Consider the following 24,690-nt stretch of genomic DNA (forward strand, 5'->3'; position numbering starts at 1 on the left):
ATTTCACACTTATGACAAGCTATTTTTATAATCATCATAATCAAACTGGCGCTGCACGACCACTTCGCCATCTTGACGGATAATGACAATTGACGGCATATCGACGCCATTAAACCAGTTTTTCTTCACCATGGTATAAGCAGCGGCATTGCCAAAGACGACTTTATCCCCGATTTGTAGCGGTTCATCCAGTGTATAATCGCCAAAAATATCCCCTGCCAAGCATGACTTGCCATAGATACGCACCGCCGTCTCATTCGCTGTCACGCCATCAAAATCACCTCCTTTAATATCATAAGCAGTATCATTGACATAAGCAAGCGGTGACGACTGACGATAAATTAGCAAATCTAACATATGTGCTTCGATAGATGCATCCACCACCGCCAAAGGCTTACCATTATGCAAAGTGTCAAGCACGCTCGTTACCAGCACTGCCCCTTGGTGCACTGATGCTTCACCAGGCTCTAGATAGATCTGTACGCCGTATTTGGTGGCAAAATCTTTAAGTCGATTGGCAAATTTATCTAAAGGATATTCAGGATCAATAAAGTGAATACCACCACCAAAACTCACCCAATCAAGCCGATGAAACAGCTCGCCAAATCGCCCTTCGATATCTGACAGACTTTGGCTAAACGCCTCAAAATCGGCATTTTCGCAGTTATTATGAATCATCACGCCACTGATGCTATCCGCCACTGCCATAATCGCCTCAACATCATGCTCACCAAGTCGGCTAAAAGGCCTGGCAGGGTCAGCAATGATGAATGATGAATTACTGGTTTGCGGATTCAATCTTAGACCGACAGGGATGTGTTTGGCGGCAGCTTTTTTGCCAAAGCGAGCCAATTGATTAAATGAATTAAAAATAATCTTATCGGCATACTCGAGCACTTCATCAATCTCATGCTCACTATAAGCAACGCTATAAGCGTGCGTCTCGCCACCAAAGCATTCTTTGCCAAGGCGAACTTCTTTTAAAGATGATGATGTTGTGCCGTGCAGATATGGCTTCATCGACTCAAACACGCCCCAAGTGGCAAAGCATTTGAGCGCAAGCAATGCCTTAGCACCGCTGGCTTGGCATAGCTTTTCGGTGATGGCAAGGTTATCAATAATGGCTCGCTCATCGAGTAGATAATACGGTGTGGGCAGTTTGGCAAGGGTTTGTTTTTGGTCGTCCGTTAAGCGGTCAAAAAATCGCACGGTCATGGGCTTTTTCCTAAAATCTTGTTTGCAATTTTGGTATTTTAACAAAATTTTGCAACGATGGCTGAATTTTTATATCAATGATAACAACGAAAATACATGGCGATAGGCATCTGATTTTTTATCCAAACTTAACGGATAAGCCCGTGATGATGACGGTAAGCGGTATAAAGTGATGGGCTTTTGACCGATTTTTAGACCCACTGATTGCCCAACTTTTGGTGCTGTAGCAGCATAAGTATCGCACAAAATTTGCGTGGCTTTTTCGCCTGTGGTGATGATACTGGTGCAATTTGGCAATTTATCTAGAATGCCTGCAATATCCATCGGCGTGATAACTTCTAGAAATTTATCCGAGGCGTTGTTTTGTAGGCGTTTGATTTGATACGCAGTATCGCTGATGGCAATACCCGTATCGGCGAGAAATTGCTCAATCTTGTCTTGATAAAAGCTTTTGTCCGCAGTATTGATAAAGCGATCTTTATCATCAAAAAACACCAAGCCCATAATCCGCCAAAAGTCATTATTAAAATTGGGGTAATAAAATGGCATTTTCCAGCGTGTTTGCGGTGGTGGAAAACTCCCCAAAATCAGCACTTGGCTATTTGGCGGAGTAAATGGGGATAATGGATGGGTTTCGATGGTCATGTGTATTTCACCATCAATTCTTTCAATGCCAACATCGTATCACGCACTTTCATCGCCTCTTCAAATTTTAGCTCTCGAGATAGTGCTTGCATTTGTTTTTCTAGGCGGGCGATTTCTTTGGCGAGTAGCTTGGGCGAATGCAAAATGCTTTCGTCCACACCTTGCAGCGCTTCGGATAACACAATGCGTACCACTTCGGTATTTTCATCTTCACCAGTATCAATCTTATCAGTGATTTGACGCGTGGCGGATTTTGGGGTGATGCCATGCTCGGTGTTATAGGCGATTTGCTTGGCGCGGCGGCGTTCGGTCTCTTCCATCGCGCGGTGCATACTTGGGGTGATACTGTCAGCATATAAAATGGCTTTACCATTGACATGACGAGCGGCACGCCCGATGGTCTGAATAAGCGAACGCTCTGAGCGCAAAAAACCTTCCTTATCAGCATCAAAAATCGCCACCAAGCTCACCTCAGGCATATCCAAGCCCTCACGAAGCAGGTTAATCCCCACCAGTACATCATGCACACCTGTGCGTAGCTCGTGGATGATCTTCATCCGCTCCACCGTGTCGATGTCTGAATGCAGATAGGCGACCTTGATGCCGTATTCTTTTAGGTAGCTGGTCAAATCCTCTGCCATGCGTTTGGTCAGTACGGTAATCAGCACTCGCTCATCCACTGCCTTACGCAAGTTAATCTCACCCAGCACATCATCCACCTGTGTCAATACAGGTCGTATCTCCAGCACAGGGTCCACAAGCCCTGTCGGACGCACCACCTGCTCGACGATTTGTTCGGATTTTTCAAGCTCGTATTGGGCAGGCGTAGCGGATACATAGATGGTGGATGGGGCGATACGCTCCCACTCTTCAAACTTCATCGGACGGTTATCCATCGCACTGGGCAGACGAAAACCATACTGCACAAGCGTCTCTTTACGGCTTCTATCGCCCTTGTACATCGCCCCAATCTGCGGTACAGTCACATGACTTTCGTCAATAAATAGCAGTGCATCTGGTGGAATATAGTCAAATAAGGTCGGCGGTGCCTCGCCTGCGGGTCGGCCTGACAGATGGCGAGAATAGTTCTCAATGCCGTTACAATAGCCAAGCTGCTGAATCATCTCAAGGTCATACTGCGTACGCTCTTTGATACGCTGTGCTTCTATCAGTTTGTCATTAGCACGAAAATAGTCCAATCGCTCGGCAAGCTCAGCTTTGATGGTCTCGGATGCTTCCATCAATTTATCTTTGGGCGTGACATAGTGCGATTTTGGATAAATGGTGATGCGTGGCACAGACTTGATATTTTTGCCCGTCAATGGATCAAACCAAGTGATTTTTTCCACTTCATCATCAAACATGGCAATACGCACCGCCAAAGATTCACTTTCGGCAGGATAAATGTCCAAAGTCTCGCCACGAATGCGATAAGTACCCCGCCCAAAATCCAGCTCATTGCGCTCGTATTGTAGCTCAACAAGTCGCTTGATGATGGCATTGCGATCCACGCGATCACCCACGACGATATGGAGCAGCATTTTTAGATAACTTTCTGGGTCGCCTAGACCATAAATGGCAGACACTGATGCAATGATAATCGCATCACGCCGCTCAAGCAGTGCTCGTGTGGCGGACAGTCGCATCTGGTCAATATGGTCATTGATGGCACTGTCTTTTTCAATAAAAGTGTCAGAAGCTGGTACATAGGCTTCAGGCTGATAATAGTCATAATAACTGACAAAATACTCCACAGCATTATGCGGAAAAAACGCCTTAAACTCGCCATACAGCTGAGCTGCCAAAGTCTTATTATGCGCCATAATAATCGCAGGTCGCCCACACTCGGCGATGACCTTTGCCATCGTGTATGTCTTGCCAGAGCCTGTCACCCCAAGTAGCAGCTGCCCTGTCATGCCAGAGTTTACCCCCTTGACAAGACTGGCAATCGCGGTCGGCTGATCGCCTGATGGCTCAAATTCTGTCACCATATCAAAGGCACGGCTGCTGATTTGGGTGCCCGAGGCATTGACGCCTGTTAATTGGGCTTCGTCTTGGAGCTGTTTGGCAAGCTGATTGGTCTGAATGTCTGCTCGGGTGATTGGTTGTCGCATGGTGGTGATCTTAGATAGAATTTGGGGATAATATGGTGGCAAATGCTGTGGATTTAAAGTGCCATTGAATAAAGCAAAAGACTTTAAGCTTAACAAAAAACCTTCCAAGCACACACTTAGAAGGTTTTTATCAAATATCAAACAGCAATTAGCGACGATATGCCAATTCAGTCATGATATTTTCAGAATCTGACCAGCGGTTGGCACTGTTTGACGCACCTAGCTGCACGATGATCGTTGGGTGATTGTTGATATTGGTTTCCATCACGACGCTGTAACCTGCTTCGCGGATGTAGCCTGTTTTTTGTACGCCGATTGGATAGTTACCTTCGCGCACCAGACGGTTGGTATTATTGCCTTTATAAGTGCGGTCGCCTGATTGGTAGTTGGCAATATAAAAGTCATACTGCGGTGCAGTTGAGAAGTTGCGGATGCTGTGATAACGCGGATCGCTGTTCACAGCTTTCATCATAGTGATCAAATCGCGCGCCGATGAGCGGTTACGCGGATCCAGACCTGAAGTATCGCTGAAAGTCGTCTGATACATACCCATTTCTTGCGCCTTGCGGTTCATCGCTGCGATGAAAGTATCATAACCACCTGGATAAGTACGACCCAATGCCTTAGCAGCTGGGTTCTCAGAGCGCATCAGCATCATCAGCAAAAACTCAGAGCGCGTCATGCGATCGCCTGCTTTTAGGCGTGTACTGGCTTGCTTAGCGCCGACCAAATCCGATGGAATGATGGTAATTTCTTCACGCATATCCAGCTGCGCATCCAAGATCACCATGGCGGTCATCACCTTACTGATCGATGCGATCGAACGCTGCTCATCGGCATTTTTGGCATAAAGCAACTGATTTGATTGCAAATCAAACACCGCCACCGCTTCAGAGCGTGGTGATAGCATCAACTGATCACTGCTAAAACCGTAGCCTGAATAGTTGCTCGCGCTGTTGTAGCTTGTGCCATAGTTGGTCACAGGCTTAGCAGCAGGTGCGCTACCTGCTGGCACGACGCTGACAGTTTGGCTTTGGTTGATCTGTGGGGCTGGCGCAGGCGTGGTGGTGTAGCTAGGCGCAGGCTCATAGGCTTCGCTATAGCTTGGGGTTTGGGGGATTTGCACATAAGGATTTTGTGTGCTGACCACTGCCGCGCTTGATGTGCTGACAGTTTTTGATTGGCTACTATCCACCACAAAAGCGTGCGCGCCTGAGCTTGCCATCAGTGCCAGCATCATCGCATAATGCTTATTCAATCGTTTGCCAAAATGGGTGTTTTTCATGGGATTTCCTTTAAAAATGAACAAGGCAACAGCAGTGTCCCAACAGACGCGTTGCGCCTTCGGTTCAAACATCAAAATCAAATCAATAAATCAAAAGAAATATTGATACCACTAAATTTTTATTATGCTTGTGCCATGCCAACCATCAATCTACACAGCGGCAGATCAACTGTGGCGGCGCGGTATCAATGGGTTTGCTCGTCATTTGCACCAATCCAATACGCGCCTTGCCTACAGCTTTATTGTAGCACATTTTTAGAGTGGTGCAGTCGCCAACTGCTCAAAAAACCATCAATTGTCACCAAAAACCCGTCTCCAGTCCTAATTTTTATAAAAATTTCGCAAATAATAAAATAAAGGAAAGGTTGTCGCAACATTTTGTGCCAATTTTGATCAGCAGCGGTTTGAACTTGCATAAATGCCAAGCAAACACATAGAATATTTATGTCCGTTTTGTTATAATACAAGTCCAAAATTTAAATGAAATAGGTACAACAATAATGATAAAAGTCTTGGTGGCAGATGATCATGATTTGGTGCGCATGGGCATCACGCATATGTTGGGCGATAATCCTGAGATCGATGTCGTCGGCGAAGCGGATAATGGTGAGAGCGCGGTCATCCTTGCCAAAACACTCAAGCCTGATGTGATTTTGCTTGATGTCAATATGCCCAATATCGATGGTGTCGAAGCCACCCGCCGCATTAAGCAGTCCAATGCCAGTGTGAAAGTTTTGGCAGTATCGAGCCTTTCGGCACAGCCCTATCCATCAATGCTACTCAAAGCAGGTGTAGATGGCTATATCACCAAAGGCACGCCGCTGGATGAGATGATCCGCGCGATCAAAAAAGTGCATTCAGGCTCGCGCTATTTTAGTCACGATGTTGCAGAACAGCTTGCTGAGACTGTGCTTGGCGAACAAGCCGAATCGCCGTTTGACAGTTTATCAGAGCGTGAAAAGCAAGTGGCGATGATGGTGGTCAATTGCCAAAGCACCCAAGAGATCGCCGATCAGCTGTTCGTCAGCGCCAAGACGGTCAATACTTATCGTTATCGTATTTTTGAGAAATTGGGCATCGATAGCGATGTGAAGCTTACACACCTTGCCATTCGTCATGGCTTGATTCAGGCGAATTGATTTTTTATTTTAAAACAAAAAGCACCCAAATTGAACCGCACCCCAAAAGTTAGACAACCTTTGGGGTGTTTTTATGACCAAATACACAATTGACTTTAAACTTGAAGTCATTGATCATTATTTAACAGGACATAGTTACCACAACACAGCCAACTCTTTTGGTATTAAACGCTCTATTGTCCAAAACTGGGTGAGACTCTACCAAACTCATGGTGTTGATGGTATTCGTATCAGAAAGAGCAAAGCTAGTTATTCACCAGAATTCAAACACACTGCAGTATTACAACTACTTGCTGGTAAATCCATACGCACTTTGGCGATTGAATTAAATATCAGCAACCCAAGTGTGCTGTTTCAATGGTTAAAAGCTTATCAAACTCATGGTATCATGGGACTGACTCCTAAACCCAAAGGCAGGCAATCTATGCTAAAGACCAGCAAAGCAAGCCAAACATCCAAACTTGATGAACAAAAGACCCATGCTGAATTGATTGCTGAATTACAACACTTACGCATGGAGAATGACATCTTAAAAAAGTTAGAAGCCTTGGAGCGTCAGCAAAGAAAAAGCAAATCATCATCAATAAAATCACAGTGATTGACGAGCTAAGGCAGATTTATCCATTAAAACAATTACTGACTTATCTTGGTGTTGCCAAAGCAACCTTTTATTATCACTTAAAGCAATTCAAGCAAAAGGATAAACATCAAGACATCAAAGATGCAATCAAAAAGATATATCACACCCATCAAGGCAGATATGGCTATCGCAGAATCACCCTTGCCTTAAAACAGTTAGGCTTTGTCATCAATCATAAAAAAGTGTGGCGACTGATGAACCAAATGGGACTGAAAGCACGGATTCGCTCTAAACGCAGATTTAGTGCTTATCAGGGTAAGGTGGGTAAAATCGCTGATAATGTACTCAAGCGTGATTTTAAAGCAGATCGACCCAACCAAAAATGGGCGACTGATGTCACTGAGTTTAAAGTGTTGGATAAACAAGGTAATGTCAAAAAGCTTTACTTGTCTCCCATCATGGATTTGTTTAATGGAGAAATTGTTAGCTATCAGATGCACAGTAGCCCAAATTATGGCTTGGTTGCCAAGATGCTTGATCAGGCACTAAAGCGACTGCAAGCAGATGATAATGCTGGCAACGATAGCAGCAAACCACAATTGATTCTGCATTCAGATCAAGGCTGGCACTACCAAATGCAAAATTATCAACAAACCTTAAAAGACAACAACATCATTCAAAGTATGTCAAGAAAGGGTAATTGCTTGGATAATGCGGTGATAGAAAGCTTCTTTGGCACATTAAAAGAAGAAATCTTCTTTCATGACAAACATCAAAGAAGATTTACCTCCATTGATGAGCTTAAACAAGCGATTGATGAGTACATCCATTACTACAATCATGATAGAATAAAGATTAAACTAAAAGGACTAAGTCCTGTAAAATACAGGCGCTTAGTCCTTGACCAAACCACTTAATTTAAACCTAGTCCTTAATCTTAACTTTGTCTAAGATTTGGGGGTCGGTTCATGTTACTCACAGCTTTTGTTTGGTTGATTATAAACCTAAGGCGTATCAGGTGCATCATCAAGATCGGGTTCGTCAGGAATGACTTCCATCTCATCATATGGCAACTCATAATCTGCACCATCATCAGCTGCCGCGCCAATGCCTGTAGTCATCGCGATCATTGCTTTAAGATAGCGGTTATCCCCTTCTTTTAATCGTGCAAACAGATCATTGCCATATTCGAATAGATTGACACTGTTGGCATCATTCGGCATACGATGCGCCGATGGCAAGCGCGCAAAGGTATCGTGCATCACTGGAATGATGGTGGTAAAGCTATCCACCACCAGTGGCGTGCTAGATGTTTGCGTTTGATCACCAAGATAATAACGCTGATGCATCCATTGCAGCCCTTTGCCCTGCAGTCCATAGTGCGACACTGGCGCGTATGCTGATGACTTGCTTTGGGTTTGGGTTTGATTTTGTGTGCTTGCCATATAGCCATCCATCACTTGTGCCAAATATGACAGCAGTACATGGATCATGGTTCGGCTATTGAGCTTGACTTCTTCATCTGCGGTGATGTCAGTCGGCGGCTCGCCTGTGATTTGATTGATGATGATACGGCTTTCACCTTCTTCGATGGTGCGCTCAGGCGGCATGAATACCGCTTGATATTCAGGGATGGCTTCGATGATGGCATTGTACAAGGTATCGGCAAAGATATAGTCAGCGAAGTTTTTCGCCTGCATGCTTGGCTGTGCGCGGATAATCCGATCGCTACCAGTGATTATCTGAAGCTGTGCATCGGTCAGCTGCTCACGCAGATGTGGTAAATTGATCAGTGAATCTGCATTCGTCCAAGTGAATGATGATGTATCCAAGCTATAAAAGCTTTGTTTTTTGGCATCCAATAGCCCTTGCAAGAATTTTTTATAAAAATCTTTTGGCAAACTGTCATCATTCAGCGGAATTTTTAGCCATTTATTATGCCAAGCTGTGCCAAGCTCTTTATCAAGCACTTGGCTATTAATCAGTGCCAAATGATCCGCCCATAGGTACAGATCGCCTTTTTTTAGGTCAAAATACATCGGCTGAATGATGCGCGCTTGTAGGTTTTTGCTCTGATATTCAGCGATGGGCAAGATGGTGATATGACCTGCCAACGGCTGATAATTCCCCATCACTTCAATGCGACTTGGCTTAATCAAGTAAGCATCAGTCAGCGCTGCTTTTTTGGCGTCTAATGCGCTGTGTTTGGCGGCAGGCTGCTCACTGTGCGCTTGATAAGCATCAAAAAATTGGTCAAATTGTGCATCGATTGGCAATTGAGTATTTTTTTCAAAAAACCCATCAGTGTCAAATTCTGCCGCTTCAGCTTGGGTTTGACATTCGTTAAACTGTGCCTTGAAAGCATCCAGTTTATCTTGATATGCCGATGCGTCTAAGTTTTCGATATCCACACCTGCTGCCTGTAGCTGCTTAAGCCATGCGATATAAGCAGTATCATGCACTTGCTCGCAGTTTGTGGCATCGGTGGTAGTGCCAGCAGTCGCCAAGGCATCGCGCTGCATGGCATTGTTCACAGCGATATCGGTTCGATAGCCGAACGATGTGCGCAGCTGCGACTGTATGGCATTGCCAAGTGCATCTTGGGCGTTGATGGGCTGTGCGATATTTGCTTGATGATTTGTAATCTGTGTCGTAGCGCAGCCTGATAACGCCGCCAATGACAAGCACAGATTAAAGGTTTTTAACGATGTTTTCATAAGATATCCTACTTAAATGTGCTTGAATTATTTTGGCTCTTGACCGCTCTGTTCTGTATGCGACTCCTCCATCGCTTCAACGCAAGCATAATAAGTGCTTAAAATTACATCAAGCTCTGCGCCGTCGTTAAGCTGTTGATCAAATTGCGCATCACAGTGATTTGGCTCAACATAGCTTGCGCGCTGCTGTGCTGCTAGGCGTGCCAGTTTATTTTCTTGGCGAATATTGGCAAGCCATGCATTACCGTCTTTGGCATCACCAGTGAAACTTTGGGCAAGCTTATCAGCATAGGCATGACGGAACGGCTGATCGCTGTAGCGCGTCTGACCGATGGTCTGTAGGCTGACATTGAGCATCGGCTGCTTGATCGCCTGCACTGACTGCATTCCGATCATGCGTCCGCGACTGTCAAGATAATAATATATTGAGCCGTTAAAATTCATCGGCAGCACTGATTCGACAAGCGCAAAGATACTGCCCAAATCATCGCTGTGATAGCCTTGATTGATCAATAGCCAATCATCGATCGCTTGCTTGATTTTGCTAGCATCAAACTTACCTTGCGCAGTGTATTTATCAGGATGAGCATCGACATAGGCTTTGAGTTCATTTGCCAAAATCTTAAGGGCAACGCCAGCCTGCTTGCCCATGGCTTTGCTGTCAAAATTCAGCTTAATCACCGAACTTGCGCCCAGCTCTTTGGCATAGGCATCGTGGTGTGCGTCCACAGGGGTGAATGATTCACTGTCAAACTCCGCCAAGCTCTGCACAAGGCTACGATTCAGCGCATCATAGACCACAGACATCGGCAGCACGCCATCGAGCGTTTTTGGCAGGCTAAAGCGCATCAAACCATTGGGAATCTCTTGTGGTAACGGCGTGTGTTGTGGCGCGATGAACGCCATCAATGGCAATGCTGCCGACACATCTACCACCGCACGATCATGTTCAAAGTCCAGTGACATAGGCAGCTGCACCGACTGATCCAAGGCAGCAGAATGATAATCCAGTGCCATCAGCATATCGATTTTACGCGCAGCAGGTACATGATGACTCAGCACGGTGATGGTGGAATTGTCGTATTGATATAGGTTTTTGGCATCTAGTTGTGCTTGGCTTTGTTTCATATATTCAAGCATTGCCGACATCAGATTGCCATACAGACCTGCGGGCAACTGCTCTGTCGGCACATTGATTGGTAAGTCATCTGCTGAGATGTCGCCTTTGTACGGCGTATTGGCGGTTTTCATTTTTTTATAATGATCAAACCATGAACTCGATGCCGATACAGTATTCGTATCCGTTTCAGTGATCGCATCATCTTCTGCATTAACTGACCAAGCATCATAATCAGTATCCACCCCACCATCATCCATACCAATATCTGTATCGTGCTGTGCATCTTGTGCGGATTTGTATTCAATCGTCTTAAGCGCAGTCGTCCAAACAGGATCAGCGCCCGCATCGATGCTGTCAGGTGTATGCAAGGCATGGACACGATTGTGATAAGTAGATAGCGCATAGCGTTCTTGGGCTAGATGCGCGCGCATGGCATCAAGTAGCGTGGCTTTGGCATAATTGGCGGTAGAGCTGGCATTATCAGCAAATGGCAAATTGCTTGGCTTTGGCGCGTCGGCAGTCATTGCCGCACTTTGACACGCGCTTAAAATGGTGGCAGTTAGGCAGAGTACGCCCATTTTTGGCACAAAAGATCGCTTGGCAGAGCGCAAGAGTTGAGTAAACATAAAAAGTCCATTGGATGTTTAAAGTTTCATCATTTTAACATCTTTTTGTATCCTAGCCAATCAAACACCGCAAAAATCATAAAATACAAAAAAACCCCGATTGCAATCAGGGTTTTAAATAGTCTATTACTCAAGTTTTAGATAAACTTAGTAATCACACGCAGTGGCAGATATTTCATCCCAAGACCAATCGGCAGCCACGGCCAAGCAGGGACATAAGCTTCATCGACTTTGGTCTCGATTGCTTTGATGATGACTTCTGCGCCTTCTTCTTCTTCGACTTCAAATGGCAAGTATTTTGCGCCGATGTTCAAATCGGTGCGCACATAACCAGGGTAGATCGTCGATACGGTAATCGGTAATTTTTCTTTGATCATGTCTGCGCGGATACCTTCAGCAAGGCTTGCAAGACCCGCCTTGGCAGCGGCATAAGTGGTCAGATGGCGTGGCAAGCCGCGCACCGCCGACATACTTGAGATGACCACCAACTGACCGCTATTTTGCGCGCGGAAAATCTGCATTGCCGCTTCACACTGCGCGATGGCGGCGATGAAATTGGTCTCAGCGGTCGCGCGATTGATGTTAAATCGTCCATGACCAATCACGCGGCTATCACCCACCCCTGCATTGACGATGATTTTATCAATCGTGCCGATCTCTTTGGCGAATGCGTCAAATACGGTGAAAATCTCATCATACTGGGTCACATCCAATCGCTTGGTATGCACCTTAACGCCATATTCTGCTTCAAGCTCGACTTTGAGTGCGTCCAGACGCTCAAGGCGGCGCGCACAAATCGCCAAATCATAGCCCAAAAATGCAAACTTACGCGCCATCATCGCACCCAAGCCACTGCTTGCGCCTGTGATCAGTACGCATTTGCCCGTGCCGATACCGCGAATGTCGTTCAAGTCTTTGATTTTGCTGAATTGATTGGCGATTTTACGACCCAATTTATCCGCACGACCAAATAGTTCTTCTAATTTTTTCATTAAATACTCAAATGCAAAAAAATCGCTATTTTAGCACAATTTTTGTGCTTGCCAATGTGAAATTATGGACGGTTCAGTTTGCTGATGGCGTGATTTGCCGTTTGCAAAGTCTTATCAAACACGCTAGAGATGCTGCTGCTCACTTGATCAGCTAGACCCAATTTTTCTGCCAAAGTAGGCTTACTGCGTGAGTGCAATGCAAAGACATTGTGCGTTTTCATTTTCTCGAGCAAATACGCATCTGATGTACCGATCTCATCACACAGACCCAAGTTTTTGGCATCTTCACCGAACCAAATCTCACCTGTGGCGATTTTATCGACATCAAGACTTGGGCGGTGCTTGGCGACAAATGCCTTAAATAGCTCATGAATACGGTCAATGTCCGCTTGATATTTGGCGCGGTCTTCATCAGTATTTTCGCCAAACATCGTCACAGTACGCTTATATTCGCCTGCAGTGAATTGCTCAAAATGAACATCGTGCTTTTTTAACACTTCATGAAAATTGGGCAGCTGACTGACCACGCCAACTGAGCCAAGCACGCCAAAATCACTGGCGATGATTTTATCGGCAGTACACGCCATCATATAGCCGCCACTGGCTGCGATTTTATCGACGCAGATGGTCAAGGTCAGCCCCGCTTGCTTAAGGCGCGCCAATTGCGCTGCCGCCAGACCATAGCTTGATACTTGACCGCCACCACTTTCTAGGCGCAAGACCACTTCATCACCTGCTTTAGCAATGCTGATGACCGTGCTGATCTCTTCGCGCAGATGCGCTACGGCACTTGCCTTAATATCACCGTCAAAATCAAGCACATAGATGGTTTTATCATCTTTGCCATCAAGCGGTGTTTCTTTTTTATGTGCTTTTTCTTTGAGTAATTTTTTTAGTTTGCACAGCGGATTATCGGTCGTATCATCGCCGTGGCTGATGATTTCGCCAAATTGCTTTTGCGAGCGTTCTTGGTTCTTATTTAGGTGAATCAGTTGTAGCTCAACAGGTTTTTTGGCTGAATGAAATAGCATAGGTTTTCCAATGGGTTTTTTCAATATTAATAACTTGATAAGCACAATTTATGGTGGTGATACGCGCAGATTTAAAGGCATATTACAAAAGTAAACAAAACACGCAACACCGCCATTTTTGATCTATTTATCGCGATCAAGGTTTTTTAGGCCGACGCCACGCAAGCGACCTTTATTATCAATGTCTCGGACGATCAGCGACCAATGATCATTTAGGCGCACGGTATCACCTTTAACAGGTTCGGTGCTGAATTGTCCAAGCATGAACTCTTCGATGGTTTGGTTCTGTGCTGCAGTCAAACGCTCGATCAGCTCATCATCGACACCGCTTAGGCCTGTGACTTGTGGCGCAACCGTAAAGACATCAAGCGCACTGGCAACAGGCGGTAGGCGTGATAATTTGTTATTATTGGCAAGTGAGCGCGTGGCAAGATTATAAAACGGCAAATCTGAAATCAGCACATGGGGCGACAGCAGCCAATCGCCATAAAACTCGCTGTTCTTTTGGTATTGCGTCGCCGAGTTATTGAAAATCTTGGCAATGCTTGCCGCATAATCACCACGCAGCGCGTACCAAACGACATCGCCTGTTTTTAGGATGGTTTCATCATTGACCGACAGCAGTCGCTCATTACGCACGACGGCAAATACCGAAATGTCGTTCGAATTGACCTTGCTTGAGATGCCTTGTGGATGACGGCCGATGGCAAATGCCCCCGGTTTGACTTCAAATTCATACAAGGTAATATTCGCCTGATCACCGACCCAAATTTCATGTTCTGCCTTGGGCGCATTGTCCGTCGGTACCCACACGCGAAACAGTCGCGACATCATCGGAATGCTCGTACCTTGGGCAAGTAGCGATAAAATCACCACGCCAAAGGTAATGTTAAACGCCAAATCCGCACCAGGTACTTGCATGGTCACAGGAATGATCGCAAGGGTAATCGGCACTGCCCCGCGCAGACCCACCCATGAGATAAAGCTGATCTCACGAAAGCCAAAACGAAACGGCAGCAGCGATGATGCCACCGCGAACGGACGCGCGATGAATAGCAAAAATAGGAAAATCAATAGCGAATAATGCCATACTTCAAGGATACTTGATGGCTTAACAAGCAAGCCTAATACCACGAACAGCACCGCTTGTGACAGCCATGCAAAGCTATCCATAACACGAAGCACATGTTCTGTGGCGCGTACTTTGGTATTGCCAATGACCACACCAGCAAGATACACCGCCAAAAAGCCTGAGCCGCCAAGCAAGTTCGTCGCCCCAAAAATCGCCATCCCTGCCGACATGATTAAGATGGCATACATACCATCAGCAAGATGGACTTTTGGCAATAGGCGCGACAATGCCCAACCTGCCACTAAGCCTGAGATTAAGCCGATACCAATTTGGCTGATCAGCATCAGCACCAAATCGCCGATGCCTTGACTGGTTGGATCAAGATTCAGCGCAATCATCGCTGTAACAAGCAAGATCGCCAAGGGGTCGTTTGCGCCCGATTCGATCTCAAGCGTGGCTTGCACACGGTCATTGAGCTTGACACCGCCATGACGAAGCAGTGAGAAAACTGCCGCCGCGTCCGTTGAGCCGACGATCGCCGCCATCAATACGCCCAACCTCCAATCGACACCAAGCAGCCATGTGGCGAACACACCAAGCACCGCCACGGTTGCAAGTACACCCCAGCTTGCCAAAGTCACCGCAGGCTTAAGCCCCACACGGAACGAATGCAAAGAAGTGCGCAAACCACCATCAAGCAAAATACACGCCAATGCCGCCTGACCGATGAAGTTGGCAAGATTATAATCGGCAAACTGAATGCCCATCACCCCTTCTTCGCCAGCAAGCATCCCCACTGCCAAAAAGAACAGTAACAACGGTACGCCCAATCGCGCGGATAAGGTGCTGGTCATGATACTGATAAAAATCAATATCGATGCGACGACATAAAAGATATTTAAGGTACCCATCGATGGCGGTATTCCTATCGGCTTAATAAAATATTAATAAAAAATAAGGAAAAGTAATTTTTTGTTCGGTGTAAAAAACACAACAATAACAACAGTTAAGCACTCAATTAAGTCATCATTGACACAACAGTCAAAACTTCTTTCAATCCTATCACAGCTTGAGTAAATAGACTACTAATAAATTAAAGTTTTTTAAAATTTTTCGGCGAAAAATTGATCAGATGAGCCATATCACAGGATAAGAACAAAACAGCATTGCAATTTGAGATAAAAATCCATCAACAGCGGCAAATTGATGATATTTTTGTTAAAAATTAAAAAAATCCACACAAGATTACTTGCACCAATGCCGATAACAAGGCATAATGTATGGTTTGACAACAACTTAATTTTCATGGTGATTTTTGCTGTGCATTGATGGATATTGATGCGATTTTGGCAAATCACTGTTTTATTTTTTAAGGCAAATTTCTATGATGCGTAGCACTTATTGCGGTCAGGTGACCGAAGCATTGATTGATCAAACCATTACCATCGCAGGCTGGGTACATCGTCGTCGTGACCACGGTGGCGTAATTTTCCTAGATATGCGTGATCGTGAAGGCTTGTTGCAAGTGGTGATCGACCCTGACACCCCTGAAGCATTTGCTACTGCTGATGCTGCGCGTTCTGAATATTTGCTAAAAATCACTGGTCGTGTGCGCCGCCGCTATGAAGGCACTGAGAACCCAAACATGACCAGCGGTCAAGTTGAGCTTTTGGGTAAAGAGATTGAGCTACTTGCCAAAGCTGACACCCCACCATTCCCATTGAACGATGATAATATCACCGTCTCTGAAGAGCTGCGCCTAAAATACCGCTTCCTAGATATGCGCCGTCCAGAGATGCAAGAGCGCATGAAATTCCGCGCCAAGGCAACTTCAACCATCCGCCGCTATCTTGACGATCATGGCTTTTTGGATGTAGAAACCCCTGTTTTGACCCGTGCAACTCCTGAAGGTGCGCGTGACTACCTAGTGCCATCGCGTACGCGTCCAGGTAATTTCTTCGCTCTACCACAGTCGCCACAGCTATTTAAGCAGCTATTGATGGTGGCAGGTTTTGACCGTTATTATCAAATCGCTAAGTGCTTCCGCGATGAAGACTTGCGCGCGGATCGTCAGCCAGAATTTACTCAGGTGGATATCGAGACTTCATTCCTATCAGATGACGAGATCATGGATATCGCTGAAGGCTTGACCAAAGATCTGTTCAAAACCATGCTGAACATCGAATTTGACACCTTCCCACGCATGACTTATGCCGATGCAATGCGCGACTATGCGTCTGATAAGCCTGATTTGCGCATTCCATTGAAATTGGTCGATGTTGCTGACATCATGCAGTCTGTTGAATTCAAAGTATTCTCAGGTCCAGCCCAAGATCCAAAAGGCCGTGTGGCTGCCCTACGCGTACCAAATGGTGCGGAAATGAGCCGTAAGCAAATCGATGACTACACCAAATTTGTCGGTATTTATGGCGCCAAAGGCTTGGCATATATCAAAGTCAATGATGCCACCAAAATCAACAACGGCGTCGATCAAGAATCAGGCCTACAATCACCAATCATCAAAAACATGACCGATGAAGTGCTTGTTGAATTGATCCGCCGCACCGAAGCACAAACTGGCGACATCATCTTCTTTGGTGCGGACAAAGCCAAAGTTGTCAATGATGCCATGGGTGCATTGCGTGTGAAAATCGGTACTGATTTGAATATGTTTACCTGTGAGTGGGCGCCGCTATGGGTTGTTGATTTCCCAATGTTTGAAGAAACTGACGATGGCAAATGGACTTCGGTTCACCACCCATTCACTCGTCCAAAAGGCTCAGTTGAAGAGCTGAAAAACAGCCCAGAAACCGCACTGTCAATCGCTTATGATATGGTGCTAAACGGTACTGAGATCGGTGGTGGTTCACTGCGTATCAATACCGTCGAGATGCAAGAAGCAGTCTTTGATGCACTAGGCATCTCAAAAGAAGAAGCTGAACTGAAATTTAAGTTCCTGATGGATGCCCTACGCTTTGGTGCACCACCACATGGTGGCTTGGCATTTGGCTTGGATCGCTTGATCATGCTGATGGTGGGCGCAAGCTCAATCCGTGATGTGATTGCCTTCCCGAAAACCAAAACTGCTGACTGTCCATTGACCGAAGCCCCTGCTGCTGTTGATAATAAGCAGCTGCGCGAGCTGGGCATTCGTATCCGCGAAAAAGAAAAATCAGAATAATTACTGATGTCTTTGGGTTTTATTAAGTACATACCGCTGCCAATCCTAAATGGATTGGTGGCTGTTGCTACTTATGTATGCCATACTTTTAATCTTAGCATCTATCGCAGTATCAATGCCAATCTGATATTGGTCGATCCAACGATGGATGCCCATCTGCGTGCAGCGACTGCCAAACGCATCTTAAGAAACCAACTACAAAACACCCTAAGCAGCGCACTGTGCTGGGCGCATCCACCTGAATGGTCCATCCAACAAATCACCAAAATCCATAACCGCGAAGTGCTAGAAGCTGGCTTTGCCAATGACAAAGGTATGCTGATCATCGTGCCGCACCTAGGCGTGTGGGAGATGATGAATGCATGGGTCAGCCAATACGGTGCTTTGACCATCATGTATAAACCTGTCAAAAATCCCAAGATTGACGCGTTTATGCGTGCAAGCCGTGAACGCATTGATGCAAGCTTAGTACCGACCGATGCCACTGGTGTAAAGGCGATTTTTAAGACACTCAAAGACAGCGGCTTTAGTGTGCTGCTGCCTGATCATGTGCCTGATCCATCTGGTGGCGTGGTTGTGCCGTTTTTTGGTATTGAAACCATGACCAGTACGCTTGCATCCAAGCTTGCTGCCAAGACAGGCTGCGCCTTGGTTGGCTTAAGCTGTGTCAAGCGCAGTGACGGTGATGGCTATGAGATGTTCTGCGATGCGCTCACTGATACCGATTTGTATCATAAAGATCCAGAGATTGCGACAAGTGCGCTCAATCGTGCGATGGAGCAGATGATTCATCGCCACTTCGAGCAGTATATGTGGGGCTATCGTCGCTTTAAACATACACCGCTGGCGCTCAATCCCTATCTGCTTGCGCCTGATGAGCTTCACGCGCTCGCCATCCAACTTAAGCAACGAACCAAGGAATGTCATGACTGATACCAACTACATCATCTGCATGAAATGGGGTACCAAATACGGGCCAGAATATGTCAATCGCCTGTACAATATGGTCGCGCGTAACATCACCCTGCCCTTTACCATGGTGTGCCTGACCGATGATTCGACAGGTATCCGCGATGAAGTGGTTTGCCATCCCATTCCTGAACTGAATCTGCCAAGCAACATCCCTGAGCGCGGTTGGAAAAAACTCACCACTTTTAAGCCTGATTTATATGGTCTAAAAGGTACGGCGCTGTTTTTGGACATTGACATTGTCATCATTGGCAATATCGATGCGTTCTTCACTCATCAGGCTGAGCATGATGACAGTGTGATGATCATTCGTGACTGGAAAAAGCCGTGGCGCATGGTGGGCAATAGCTCAGTATATCGCTTTAAGGTAGGCTACAATACTTATCCGCACTTACTTGAACATTTTGAAAATAATTTTGAAAAAATTCGCAGTGAAGTGCGCCATGAGCAAGCCTTTTTATCCAATTATCTGCGTGAGCATCACCACCTAGAATACTGGGATCCGACATGGTGTGTCAGCTTTAAATATCATTGCCTGCACAAGATTCCTTTGGCATATTTTCTACCACCGAAAAAACCTACCGATGCCAAAATCGTCATTTTTCATGGTGAAATTAATCCGCCCGATGCCATCAAAGGCGGTGGCGGTAAATGGTATCGCTATGTCTTGCCAAGTGCCTGGATTAAGGATGCGTGGCAGTAGTTTGATGGTTTGATATTTATAATTGTTTGATTTTAAACAAGATTTGTGGGGATGTATTGCATACGCCTAGGATGATTTTGCTTGAACTTAAACTAACCACACACAGACTTCGTGCATAAATAAAGGGTGTATCAAACACCCTTTTTAGTGCCTATGGCTTATTTAAACATATCGCCTTGGCGGTTTTTCTTAACATAATCAATCATGCAATCGCGCAACAGCTGGCTTGCGGTGCGGTTATTGGCTTTGGCGGCTTTTTTAAATTGCTCTACCAAATTTTTATCAACACGCATATTAAAAGTGGTCATTTCATCGTGTTTGTCTGACATGCGACTGCTCCAAGAACTCATAAAAATTGCCAATTATACAGGCTAAATATACACCTTGCAAGGACAAAATATATTTAAATTTCTAAACAATAGGTTTACGACGATAAAACAAAATCCCTGGAATGGACAATCCTAGCACCAATGCTGAAATCACAAAAATCGCATCGAAAAAATAGCGCATCATCAGCACAAACAGCTCCATACTAAAGCCAAAATAGCCAATTTGCACCATGCTCACCATTGCCTTATACGCGGTGATCCCTGGCATCATGCAGATTAAGCTTGGCACGATCAGCGCCTTAGGCGGCAGCTTACACTGCTGGGCATAATACACGCCCAAAAAGCTGCCTACCATCGCACCAAAAAAGGTCGCCACCGCCAAATGAATCTCAAAGGCAAGCATCACATATTTGATACCGACACCGAGCGCCGTCACCAATAGCGCATGGCGGATGTATGCTTTTGGTAAGGTGAACATCAAGCACCAACCGATGGTGATGATGCACGATAAGGCGATTTTTTCGAGCAAATCAAACAGCATCACAGCCCCCAATGCGGAATTTGCAATAAAATCAGCGCAATGACAATGCCCACACACGCCGATAAGGTCAGCATCGTGGCGAACATCCAACGCCCCACGCCCATATTGATATAGCCCTTTAGGATGTCAGACAGCGCATTGATGATGGGAAAGCCTGGTACGAGCAGCAAAATGCTTGATGCCACAGCGATGTCGCCATTATCGCCAAGCTGCATAAAATAAGTCAGCGCACCAAGGACGGTTGCGACAAATGCCGTGATAATGACCACGACAAAAGGATTGAAATGATGCGCGGATAAATACATCTTGGTGCGCATCGCCACAAAGCCTGCGACCAAAGTCACCGCCGCAATCGGTAAATCACCGCCATTTAAATACGCAAAGCACGCACAAGACAAGCCGACAAACAGCGACATCACATTATTCGGATAGGCAAATCGCCCCATGTTATCCAAGGCGGCATCGGTATCGGCGATCAGCTTATCCTGCTCATCACTGGTTAGAATGCTTAACTGCGCACCCTTTTTCTGCTCAGCTTGCAGAACCACCTGCTGAATATTGACCAAAATGCTGACATTGATGCCTTGATGCACAGTATTTCGCACAGTGGTGATGCAGCGGCCTTGATACAGCGTCGTCAAAGTCACGGCATTGAACGATAGACCGCACTCCACCCCATCGACACCAAGCGCGACGCCAAGCCGCTTAGTCAGATCGACCACAACAGCCGACTCGCCGCCATATTGCATCAGTAGCAGTGCGCAGCGGATGCACAATCGCGTGATACGCTGCTGCTGTTGGTAAGTGATGCGCGCTGTTGCCTTGCCATCATTGAATAGGACAGCAGGCACAGTGCCATCGGCAAGAGTATCAACCAAGCCTGTGTAAGCTGTTTGGCTATCGGCAGAATTATCAAGGGGTGCACTGGTATTCATAAGCTTAGTTAATGCTTATTGCTTTATAGTAAGTCATTGAATAAATCGCACAATTTACTGATCAAAAGCATGGCATCATCATCGCTCAGATTCAGTGCAGGCAGCAGACGAATGACATTGCCGCCGGTGACATTGATGATTAGGTGGTGCTGATCTCGCGCGATATCGACTGCTTTTGACAGATCGACACCGTCAGGCATCGCAAAGCCAATCATCATACCACGACCACGCGCGCTGACACCTTTATCGGCAAACTTATCCAGTATCGCTTGGCGGATTTTGTCACCTTGCGTGGTGGCGTTGTTCATCACATCGGCAGTCAGCTGCTCATAGACAGCGCAGACCACGCGGCTGCCAAGCGCTGTGCCGCCATAGGTTGAGCCATGACTGCCTGCGCCAAACAGCCCCACCGCCTTAGCACTGACCATGCACGCACCAATCGGAAAGCCATTGCCAAGCCCCTTAGCGGTGGTCAGCACATCAGGCTTGATACTGCTATATTGATAAGCAAAATATTTGCCCGTGCGTCCGTTGCCCGTTTGCACTTCGTCCAGCATCAACAGCCAGCCGTTATCATTGCAGATTTTAGCAAGTTTTTCTAAATAATCATCAGGTGGTGTATGAAGACCGCCTTCACCTTGGATTGGCTCGACCAGCACCGCGCAGATATCCGCATCATCACTTAGTGCTGCGACCGCATCGGCATCGCCAAATGGCACGCGCACAAAGTCATCATCTAGGGTGTAAAAGCCTGCGCGCGCCTTAGGATTGGCAGTGGCTGAGACGCTCAGCAGCGTGCGACCGTGGAATGAATTTTCCATCACCACCACTTTTGGGCGTGCCTTACCTTGGTTATGTGCATACAAACGCGCCAATTTTAGAGCGCATTCATTGGCTTCAGCGCCAGAGTTAGCAAAGAAAACTTGCTCCATGCCAGCAGCTGCGCACAGCACATCGGCAGCTTTTTCTTGCCAATCGATGGTGTATAGATTGCTTGTGTGGACGATTTGCCCTGCTTGCTCAGTGATGGCAGCAGTGATGGCAGGATGACAATGCCCAAGACCGCAGACGGCGATGCCAGTTAGCGCATCCAAATAAGCTGTGCCATCAGCAGTGTATAGATACGCACCTTCACCACGCACAAAGCTGATCGGCTGACGGGCATAAGTTGGCATGATATGGCTCATGATTAATTCCTTATATTGTAAATTTTTACTTAATAGTTATTCGATAATTCACCGCTGAACGGTTCATCTTCGGCGGCGATTTTATATTCTTCTGATGCCCATGCGCCAAGGTCAATCAGCTTGCACCGCTTGGAACAAAATGGCTTATGCGGATTATCCGTCCAAGTCGTCGGTGCTTGGCAGCGCGGGCAAGGATAAGTGGGCTGACTCATAATGACTTCCAAAGAAAATTTAAGCTTATTTTAGCACAAAAACCTGTGAAGATAAGCGATGACAAGGACTTTTTTGACCATTTTTCAGCCCCATCAATTCTACAATTAGTATGTACAAATTGTATAAATTTTGCCAATTATTCATAAATTATCTGCATAATCAGCCAAATTTTGCATATTTATCATAATTTCTTATTTTATAATCACTATTTATAAAATAATACATGACAGACATAAATTTGCAAGTTATAATGTTGTCGCTGATAAATTTACCCCGTCATTGAGCTGATGTGGTGATGACGGATGGATTTCACCGATTATAAGGAAGTTTTTGTGAGTAATTCTGAAAGTATCGATCAAGCGCAGACCGCCAAAAGCTATCGCGAGCTACACAAGCCAAGCAGCGCCTTTGAGTCGCGCGATGACTATCTGAAGCATGAATTGCAAATCATGCAGCCCAAACGCTGGCGGATCAATCTGCCTTTCCGTGATTATCGTTTCGAGTTTGAAGACGCCATTCCTGCGATGGCAGGTACGATTGGCAAGATCGTCATGGTTGGCGCGATGGCGGCGGCGTTTGCCGCACCATTGGGTTTAGGTGATGCTTTTGTACTAGAAAATGTGCGTTATGAGCTGCTGATTTCGGCATTTTTTGTGCTGCTGCTGTCAGGATTTTTATTGCCAACGGCGAACTTGCCTGGTACGCATGGTCCGCTAATTCCCTTGATTCCGCTTGTGGTCGCGGCAGGCGGTCATCCGTTGGCATTTGGTCTGCTGATTGGTGTGTTTGGGATTTTATTGGGTGTGTTTAAAGGCGGTTCACTGCTTGCGCGCTTGACCAGTAATGGCGTGGCAGGTGGCTTGCTTTTGTATTTAGGCTTTGTTGGCTTGATTGCACAGGTCAAAAATATGATGGCTTGGGCGGAAAATATCGGACTGCCACATTTGTCTTTTATCATTATTCTTGCGACGATTGTGATGTATGCCCTGCTTGAACATTGGCAAAAACGCTGGCTTGCCGTACCAATTGGCTGTGCGCTTGCAGGTATCATTGCCTTTGTATTTGGTGCGCCGTTTGAATTTAAGACCGCACCCGGTTTGCCGCCGCTTAATCCTGCTTATTGGTGGGGTGAAGACACGGGCTGGACATTAGGATTGCCTGATCTTAAAAGCTTTGTGGTGGTGTTTCCTTTTGCGGTCTTGGCAGTGGCAATGTGGTCGCCTGATTTTCTGGGACATCAAGTATTCCAAAAAATCAGCTATCCGCCTCGCTCTGAGCGCACACACATGAACATCGACGATACCATGATCAGCTGCTCGACACGCCAAGCGGTCGGCTCGCTATTAGGCGGTGCAAACTTTGCATCATCATGGGGGACTTACATCGTCCCTGCGGCGATCGCCAAGCGTCCGATTCCTGCTGGTGCGATTTTGACCGCGCTGTTTTGTATCATTGCCAGTATTTGGGGTTATCCGATGGATTTGGCAATTTGGCAGCCTGTCTTGTCGGTGGCGCTGATTGTGGCGGTATTTGTACCGCTACTTGAAGCAGGCATGGAGATGACGCGTAAGGGCAAAACCACACAATCAGCGGCGATTGTCGTCTTTGCATCTGCTTTGGTCAATCCTGTGTTCGGTTGGTCATTGACCATGCTGCTTGATAACTTGGGATTGATCGGCGATAAGGCGCGCAGCGTTGATTTGGGATTAAGTGGTCGTGTCATTATTCCACTAGTCAGCTTCGTGGTGCTGTGCGCTGTGATGGCGGCTGTCGGTATGTTCCCTGGTATTCCTGCACTACTGCCACAATTTCGTGTATAAGAATAGTCAAACAAATTTGTAATAAGACAAGGAAAGCGAACAAAGTTGTACAAGCAGTACTATAAGTGAGTTTGACGCAAGTATTATTTCAAAGTTGGCAGGCTATTTTAAAAAAAAATTCTCCACCATCACCGTCATTATTGGCGGTGATTTTCTTATAATTCATTAAAAGGTATCAAACTCATCCATTATGATAAAATAGCTTTTGAAAGATAAAAATCCAAACCCAAGCCAATAAAAAAAGACCTTGTATAATTACAAGGTCTTTTTAATCAA

21 protein-coding genes are annotated in these 24,690 nt (G+C 46.0%); 7 read left to right on the top strand and 14 right to left on the bottom strand.

The annotated features are described in order from the left end of the window. Positions 1–9 precede the first annotated feature (9 nt). From nspC to NKU06_RS10735, 4 genes are all read right to left on the bottom strand, one after another. The gene (nspC, locus tag NKU06_RS10720; protein ID WP_254730937.1) at positions 10–1,215 is read right to left on the bottom strand and encodes a carboxynorspermidine decarboxylase; all 1,206 of its coding nucleotides are present in this window, start codon (positions 1,213–1,215) and stop codon (positions 10–12) included. Between the two features lie 69 nt (positions 1,216–1,284). Beyond that, positions 1,285–1,860: a uracil-DNA glycosylase family protein gene (locus NKU06_RS10725; protein ID WP_254730940.1), complete on the bottom strand. Its 576-nt coding sequence runs from the start codon at positions 1,858–1,860 to the stop codon at positions 1,285–1,287. After that, positions 1,857–3,974 carry an excinuclease ABC subunit UvrB gene (uvrB, locus tag NKU06_RS10730; protein ID WP_254730942.1) on the bottom strand — a complete coding sequence of 706 codons (2,118 nt, stop codon included), beginning with the start codon at positions 3,972–3,974 and terminating at the stop codon, positions 1,857–1,859. The genes NKU06_RS10725 and uvrB overlap by 4 nt, the downstream gene beginning before the upstream one ends. A 148-nt stretch (positions 3,975–4,122) precedes the next feature. Next, positions 4,123–5,259, bottom strand: coding sequence for a D-alanyl-D-alanine carboxypeptidase family protein (locus tag NKU06_RS10735; protein WP_254730945.1), 1,137 nt, complete (start codon positions 5,257–5,259; stop codon positions 4,123–4,125). 500 nt (positions 5,260–5,759) lie between these two features. Between NKU06_RS10735 and NKU06_RS10740 the strand changes: the two genes are divergently transcribed. From NKU06_RS10740 to NKU06_RS10750, 3 genes are all read left to right on the top strand, one after another. Beyond that, positions 5,760–6,398, top strand: coding sequence for a response regulator (locus tag NKU06_RS10740; RefSeq protein WP_254730947.1), 639 nt, complete (start codon positions 5,760–5,762; stop codon positions 6,396–6,398). Between the two features lie 73 nt (positions 6,399–6,471). Next, a complete protein-coding gene (locus NKU06_RS10745) occupies positions 6,472–6,996 on the top strand; it encodes a helix-turn-helix domain-containing protein (RefSeq protein ID WP_254729162.1) in 525 nt (174 codons plus the stop codon). Continuing rightward, complete coding sequence (locus tag NKU06_RS10750) at positions 6,987–7,895, top strand: IS3 family transposase (protein WP_254732049.1); 909 nt, start codon at positions 6,987–6,989, stop codon at positions 7,893–7,895. The genes NKU06_RS10745 and NKU06_RS10750 overlap by 10 nt, the downstream gene beginning before the upstream one ends. An 87-nt stretch (positions 7,896–7,982) precedes the next feature. Here the strand turns inward: NKU06_RS10750 and NKU06_RS10755 are convergent, their stop codons facing one another. From NKU06_RS10755 to NKU06_RS10775, 5 genes are all read right to left on the bottom strand, one after another. Next, positions 7,983–9,695, bottom strand: a complete 1,713-nt coding sequence (locus NKU06_RS10755) for a hypothetical protein (RefSeq protein ID WP_254730950.1) — start codon at positions 9,693–9,695, stop codon at positions 7,983–7,985. Between the two features lie 27 nt (positions 9,696–9,722). Next, on the bottom strand, positions 9,723–11,441 hold the full coding sequence (locus NKU06_RS10760) for a hypothetical protein (protein ID WP_254730952.1): 1,719 nt from the start codon (positions 11,439–11,441) through the stop codon (positions 9,723–9,725). A 137-nt stretch (positions 11,442–11,578) separates the two neighbouring features. After that, positions 11,579–12,280: an SDR family oxidoreductase gene (locus tag NKU06_RS10765; RefSeq protein ID WP_254732071.1), complete on the bottom strand. Its 702-nt coding sequence runs from the start codon at positions 12,278–12,280 to the stop codon at positions 11,579–11,581. Between the two features lie 215 nt (positions 12,281–12,495). Continuing rightward, the gene (gene sohB, locus NKU06_RS10770) at positions 12,496–13,464 is read right to left on the bottom strand and encodes a protease SohB (protein ID WP_254730954.1); all 969 of its coding nucleotides are present in this window, start codon (positions 13,462–13,464) and stop codon (positions 12,496–12,498) included. A gap of 123 nt (positions 13,465–13,587) precedes the next feature. Next, positions 13,588–15,447 carry a potassium/proton antiporter gene (locus NKU06_RS10775; protein WP_254730957.1) on the bottom strand — a complete coding sequence of 620 codons (1,860 nt, stop codon included), beginning with the start codon at positions 15,445–15,447 and terminating at the stop codon, positions 13,588–13,590. A 473-nt stretch (positions 15,448–15,920) separates the two neighbouring features. Between NKU06_RS10775 and aspS the strand changes: the two genes are divergently transcribed. Genes aspS through NKU06_RS10790 form a run of 3 tightly spaced genes read left to right on the top strand, consistent with a single transcriptional unit; the run spans position 15,921 to position 19,389 of the window. Continuing rightward, positions 15,921–17,717: an aspartate--tRNA ligase gene (gene aspS, locus NKU06_RS10780; protein ID WP_254730959.1), complete on the top strand. Its 1,797-nt coding sequence runs from the start codon at positions 15,921–15,923 to the stop codon at positions 17,715–17,717. Positions 17,718–17,723: 6 nt separating this feature from the next. Beyond that, complete coding sequence (locus tag NKU06_RS10785; RefSeq protein ID WP_256523193.1) at positions 17,724–18,650, top strand: lysophospholipid acyltransferase family protein; 927 nt, start codon at positions 17,724–17,726, stop codon at positions 18,648–18,650. Next, positions 18,643–19,389, top strand: coding sequence for a glycosyltransferase (locus NKU06_RS10790; protein WP_254730963.1), 747 nt, complete (start codon positions 18,643–18,645; stop codon positions 19,387–19,389). Before NKU06_RS10785 ends, NKU06_RS10790 begins: the two co-directional genes overlap by 8 nt. A gap of 158 nt (positions 19,390–19,547) precedes the next feature. On the opposite strand, the gene NKU06_RS10795 is transcribed toward NKU06_RS10790, so the two are convergent. The 5 genes from NKU06_RS10795 to NKU06_RS10815 all read right to left on the bottom strand — a co-directional run bounded on the left by NKU06_RS10795 (position 19,548) and on the right by NKU06_RS10815 (position 22,593). Continuing rightward, on the bottom strand, positions 19,548–19,718 hold the full coding sequence (locus tag NKU06_RS10795) for a ribbon-helix-helix domain-containing protein (protein ID WP_254730965.1): 171 nt from the start codon (positions 19,716–19,718) through the stop codon (positions 19,548–19,550). Positions 19,719–19,800: 82 nt separating this feature from the next. Beyond that, on the bottom strand, positions 19,801–20,259 hold the full coding sequence (locus tag NKU06_RS10800) for a threonine/serine exporter family protein (RefSeq protein ID WP_371923504.1): 459 nt from the start codon (positions 20,257–20,259) through the stop codon (positions 19,801–19,803). Beyond that, positions 20,259–21,194, bottom strand: a complete 936-nt coding sequence (locus tag NKU06_RS10805) for a threonine/serine exporter ThrE family protein (RefSeq protein WP_256523194.1) — start codon at positions 21,192–21,194, stop codon at positions 20,259–20,261. Before NKU06_RS10805 ends, NKU06_RS10800 begins: the two co-directional genes overlap by 1 nt. 23 nt (positions 21,195–21,217) lie before the next feature. Next, complete coding sequence (locus NKU06_RS10810) at positions 21,218–22,381, bottom strand: aspartate aminotransferase family protein (protein WP_254730967.1); 1,164 nt, start codon at positions 22,379–22,381, stop codon at positions 21,218–21,220. Positions 22,382–22,410: 29 nt separating this feature from the next. Continuing rightward, entirely contained in the window at positions 22,411–22,593 is a 183-nt protein-coding gene (locus tag NKU06_RS10815) for a DNA gyrase inhibitor YacG (protein ID WP_254730969.1), read from the bottom strand. A 333-nt stretch (positions 22,594–22,926) separates the two neighbouring features. Here NKU06_RS10815 and NKU06_RS10820 point away from each other — a divergent pair, with 333 nt between their 5' ends. Beyond that, positions 22,927–24,414, top strand: a complete 1,488-nt coding sequence (locus tag NKU06_RS10820) for a DUF3360 family protein (RefSeq protein ID WP_253223650.1) — start codon at positions 22,927–22,929, stop codon at positions 24,412–24,414. The last annotated feature ends 276 nt before the right edge of the window (positions 24,415–24,690 follow it).

This window comes from Moraxella sp. FZLJ2109 (assembly GCF_024296965.1).
Lineage (GTDB): Bacteria > Pseudomonadota > Gammaproteobacteria > Pseudomonadales > Moraxellaceae > Moraxella.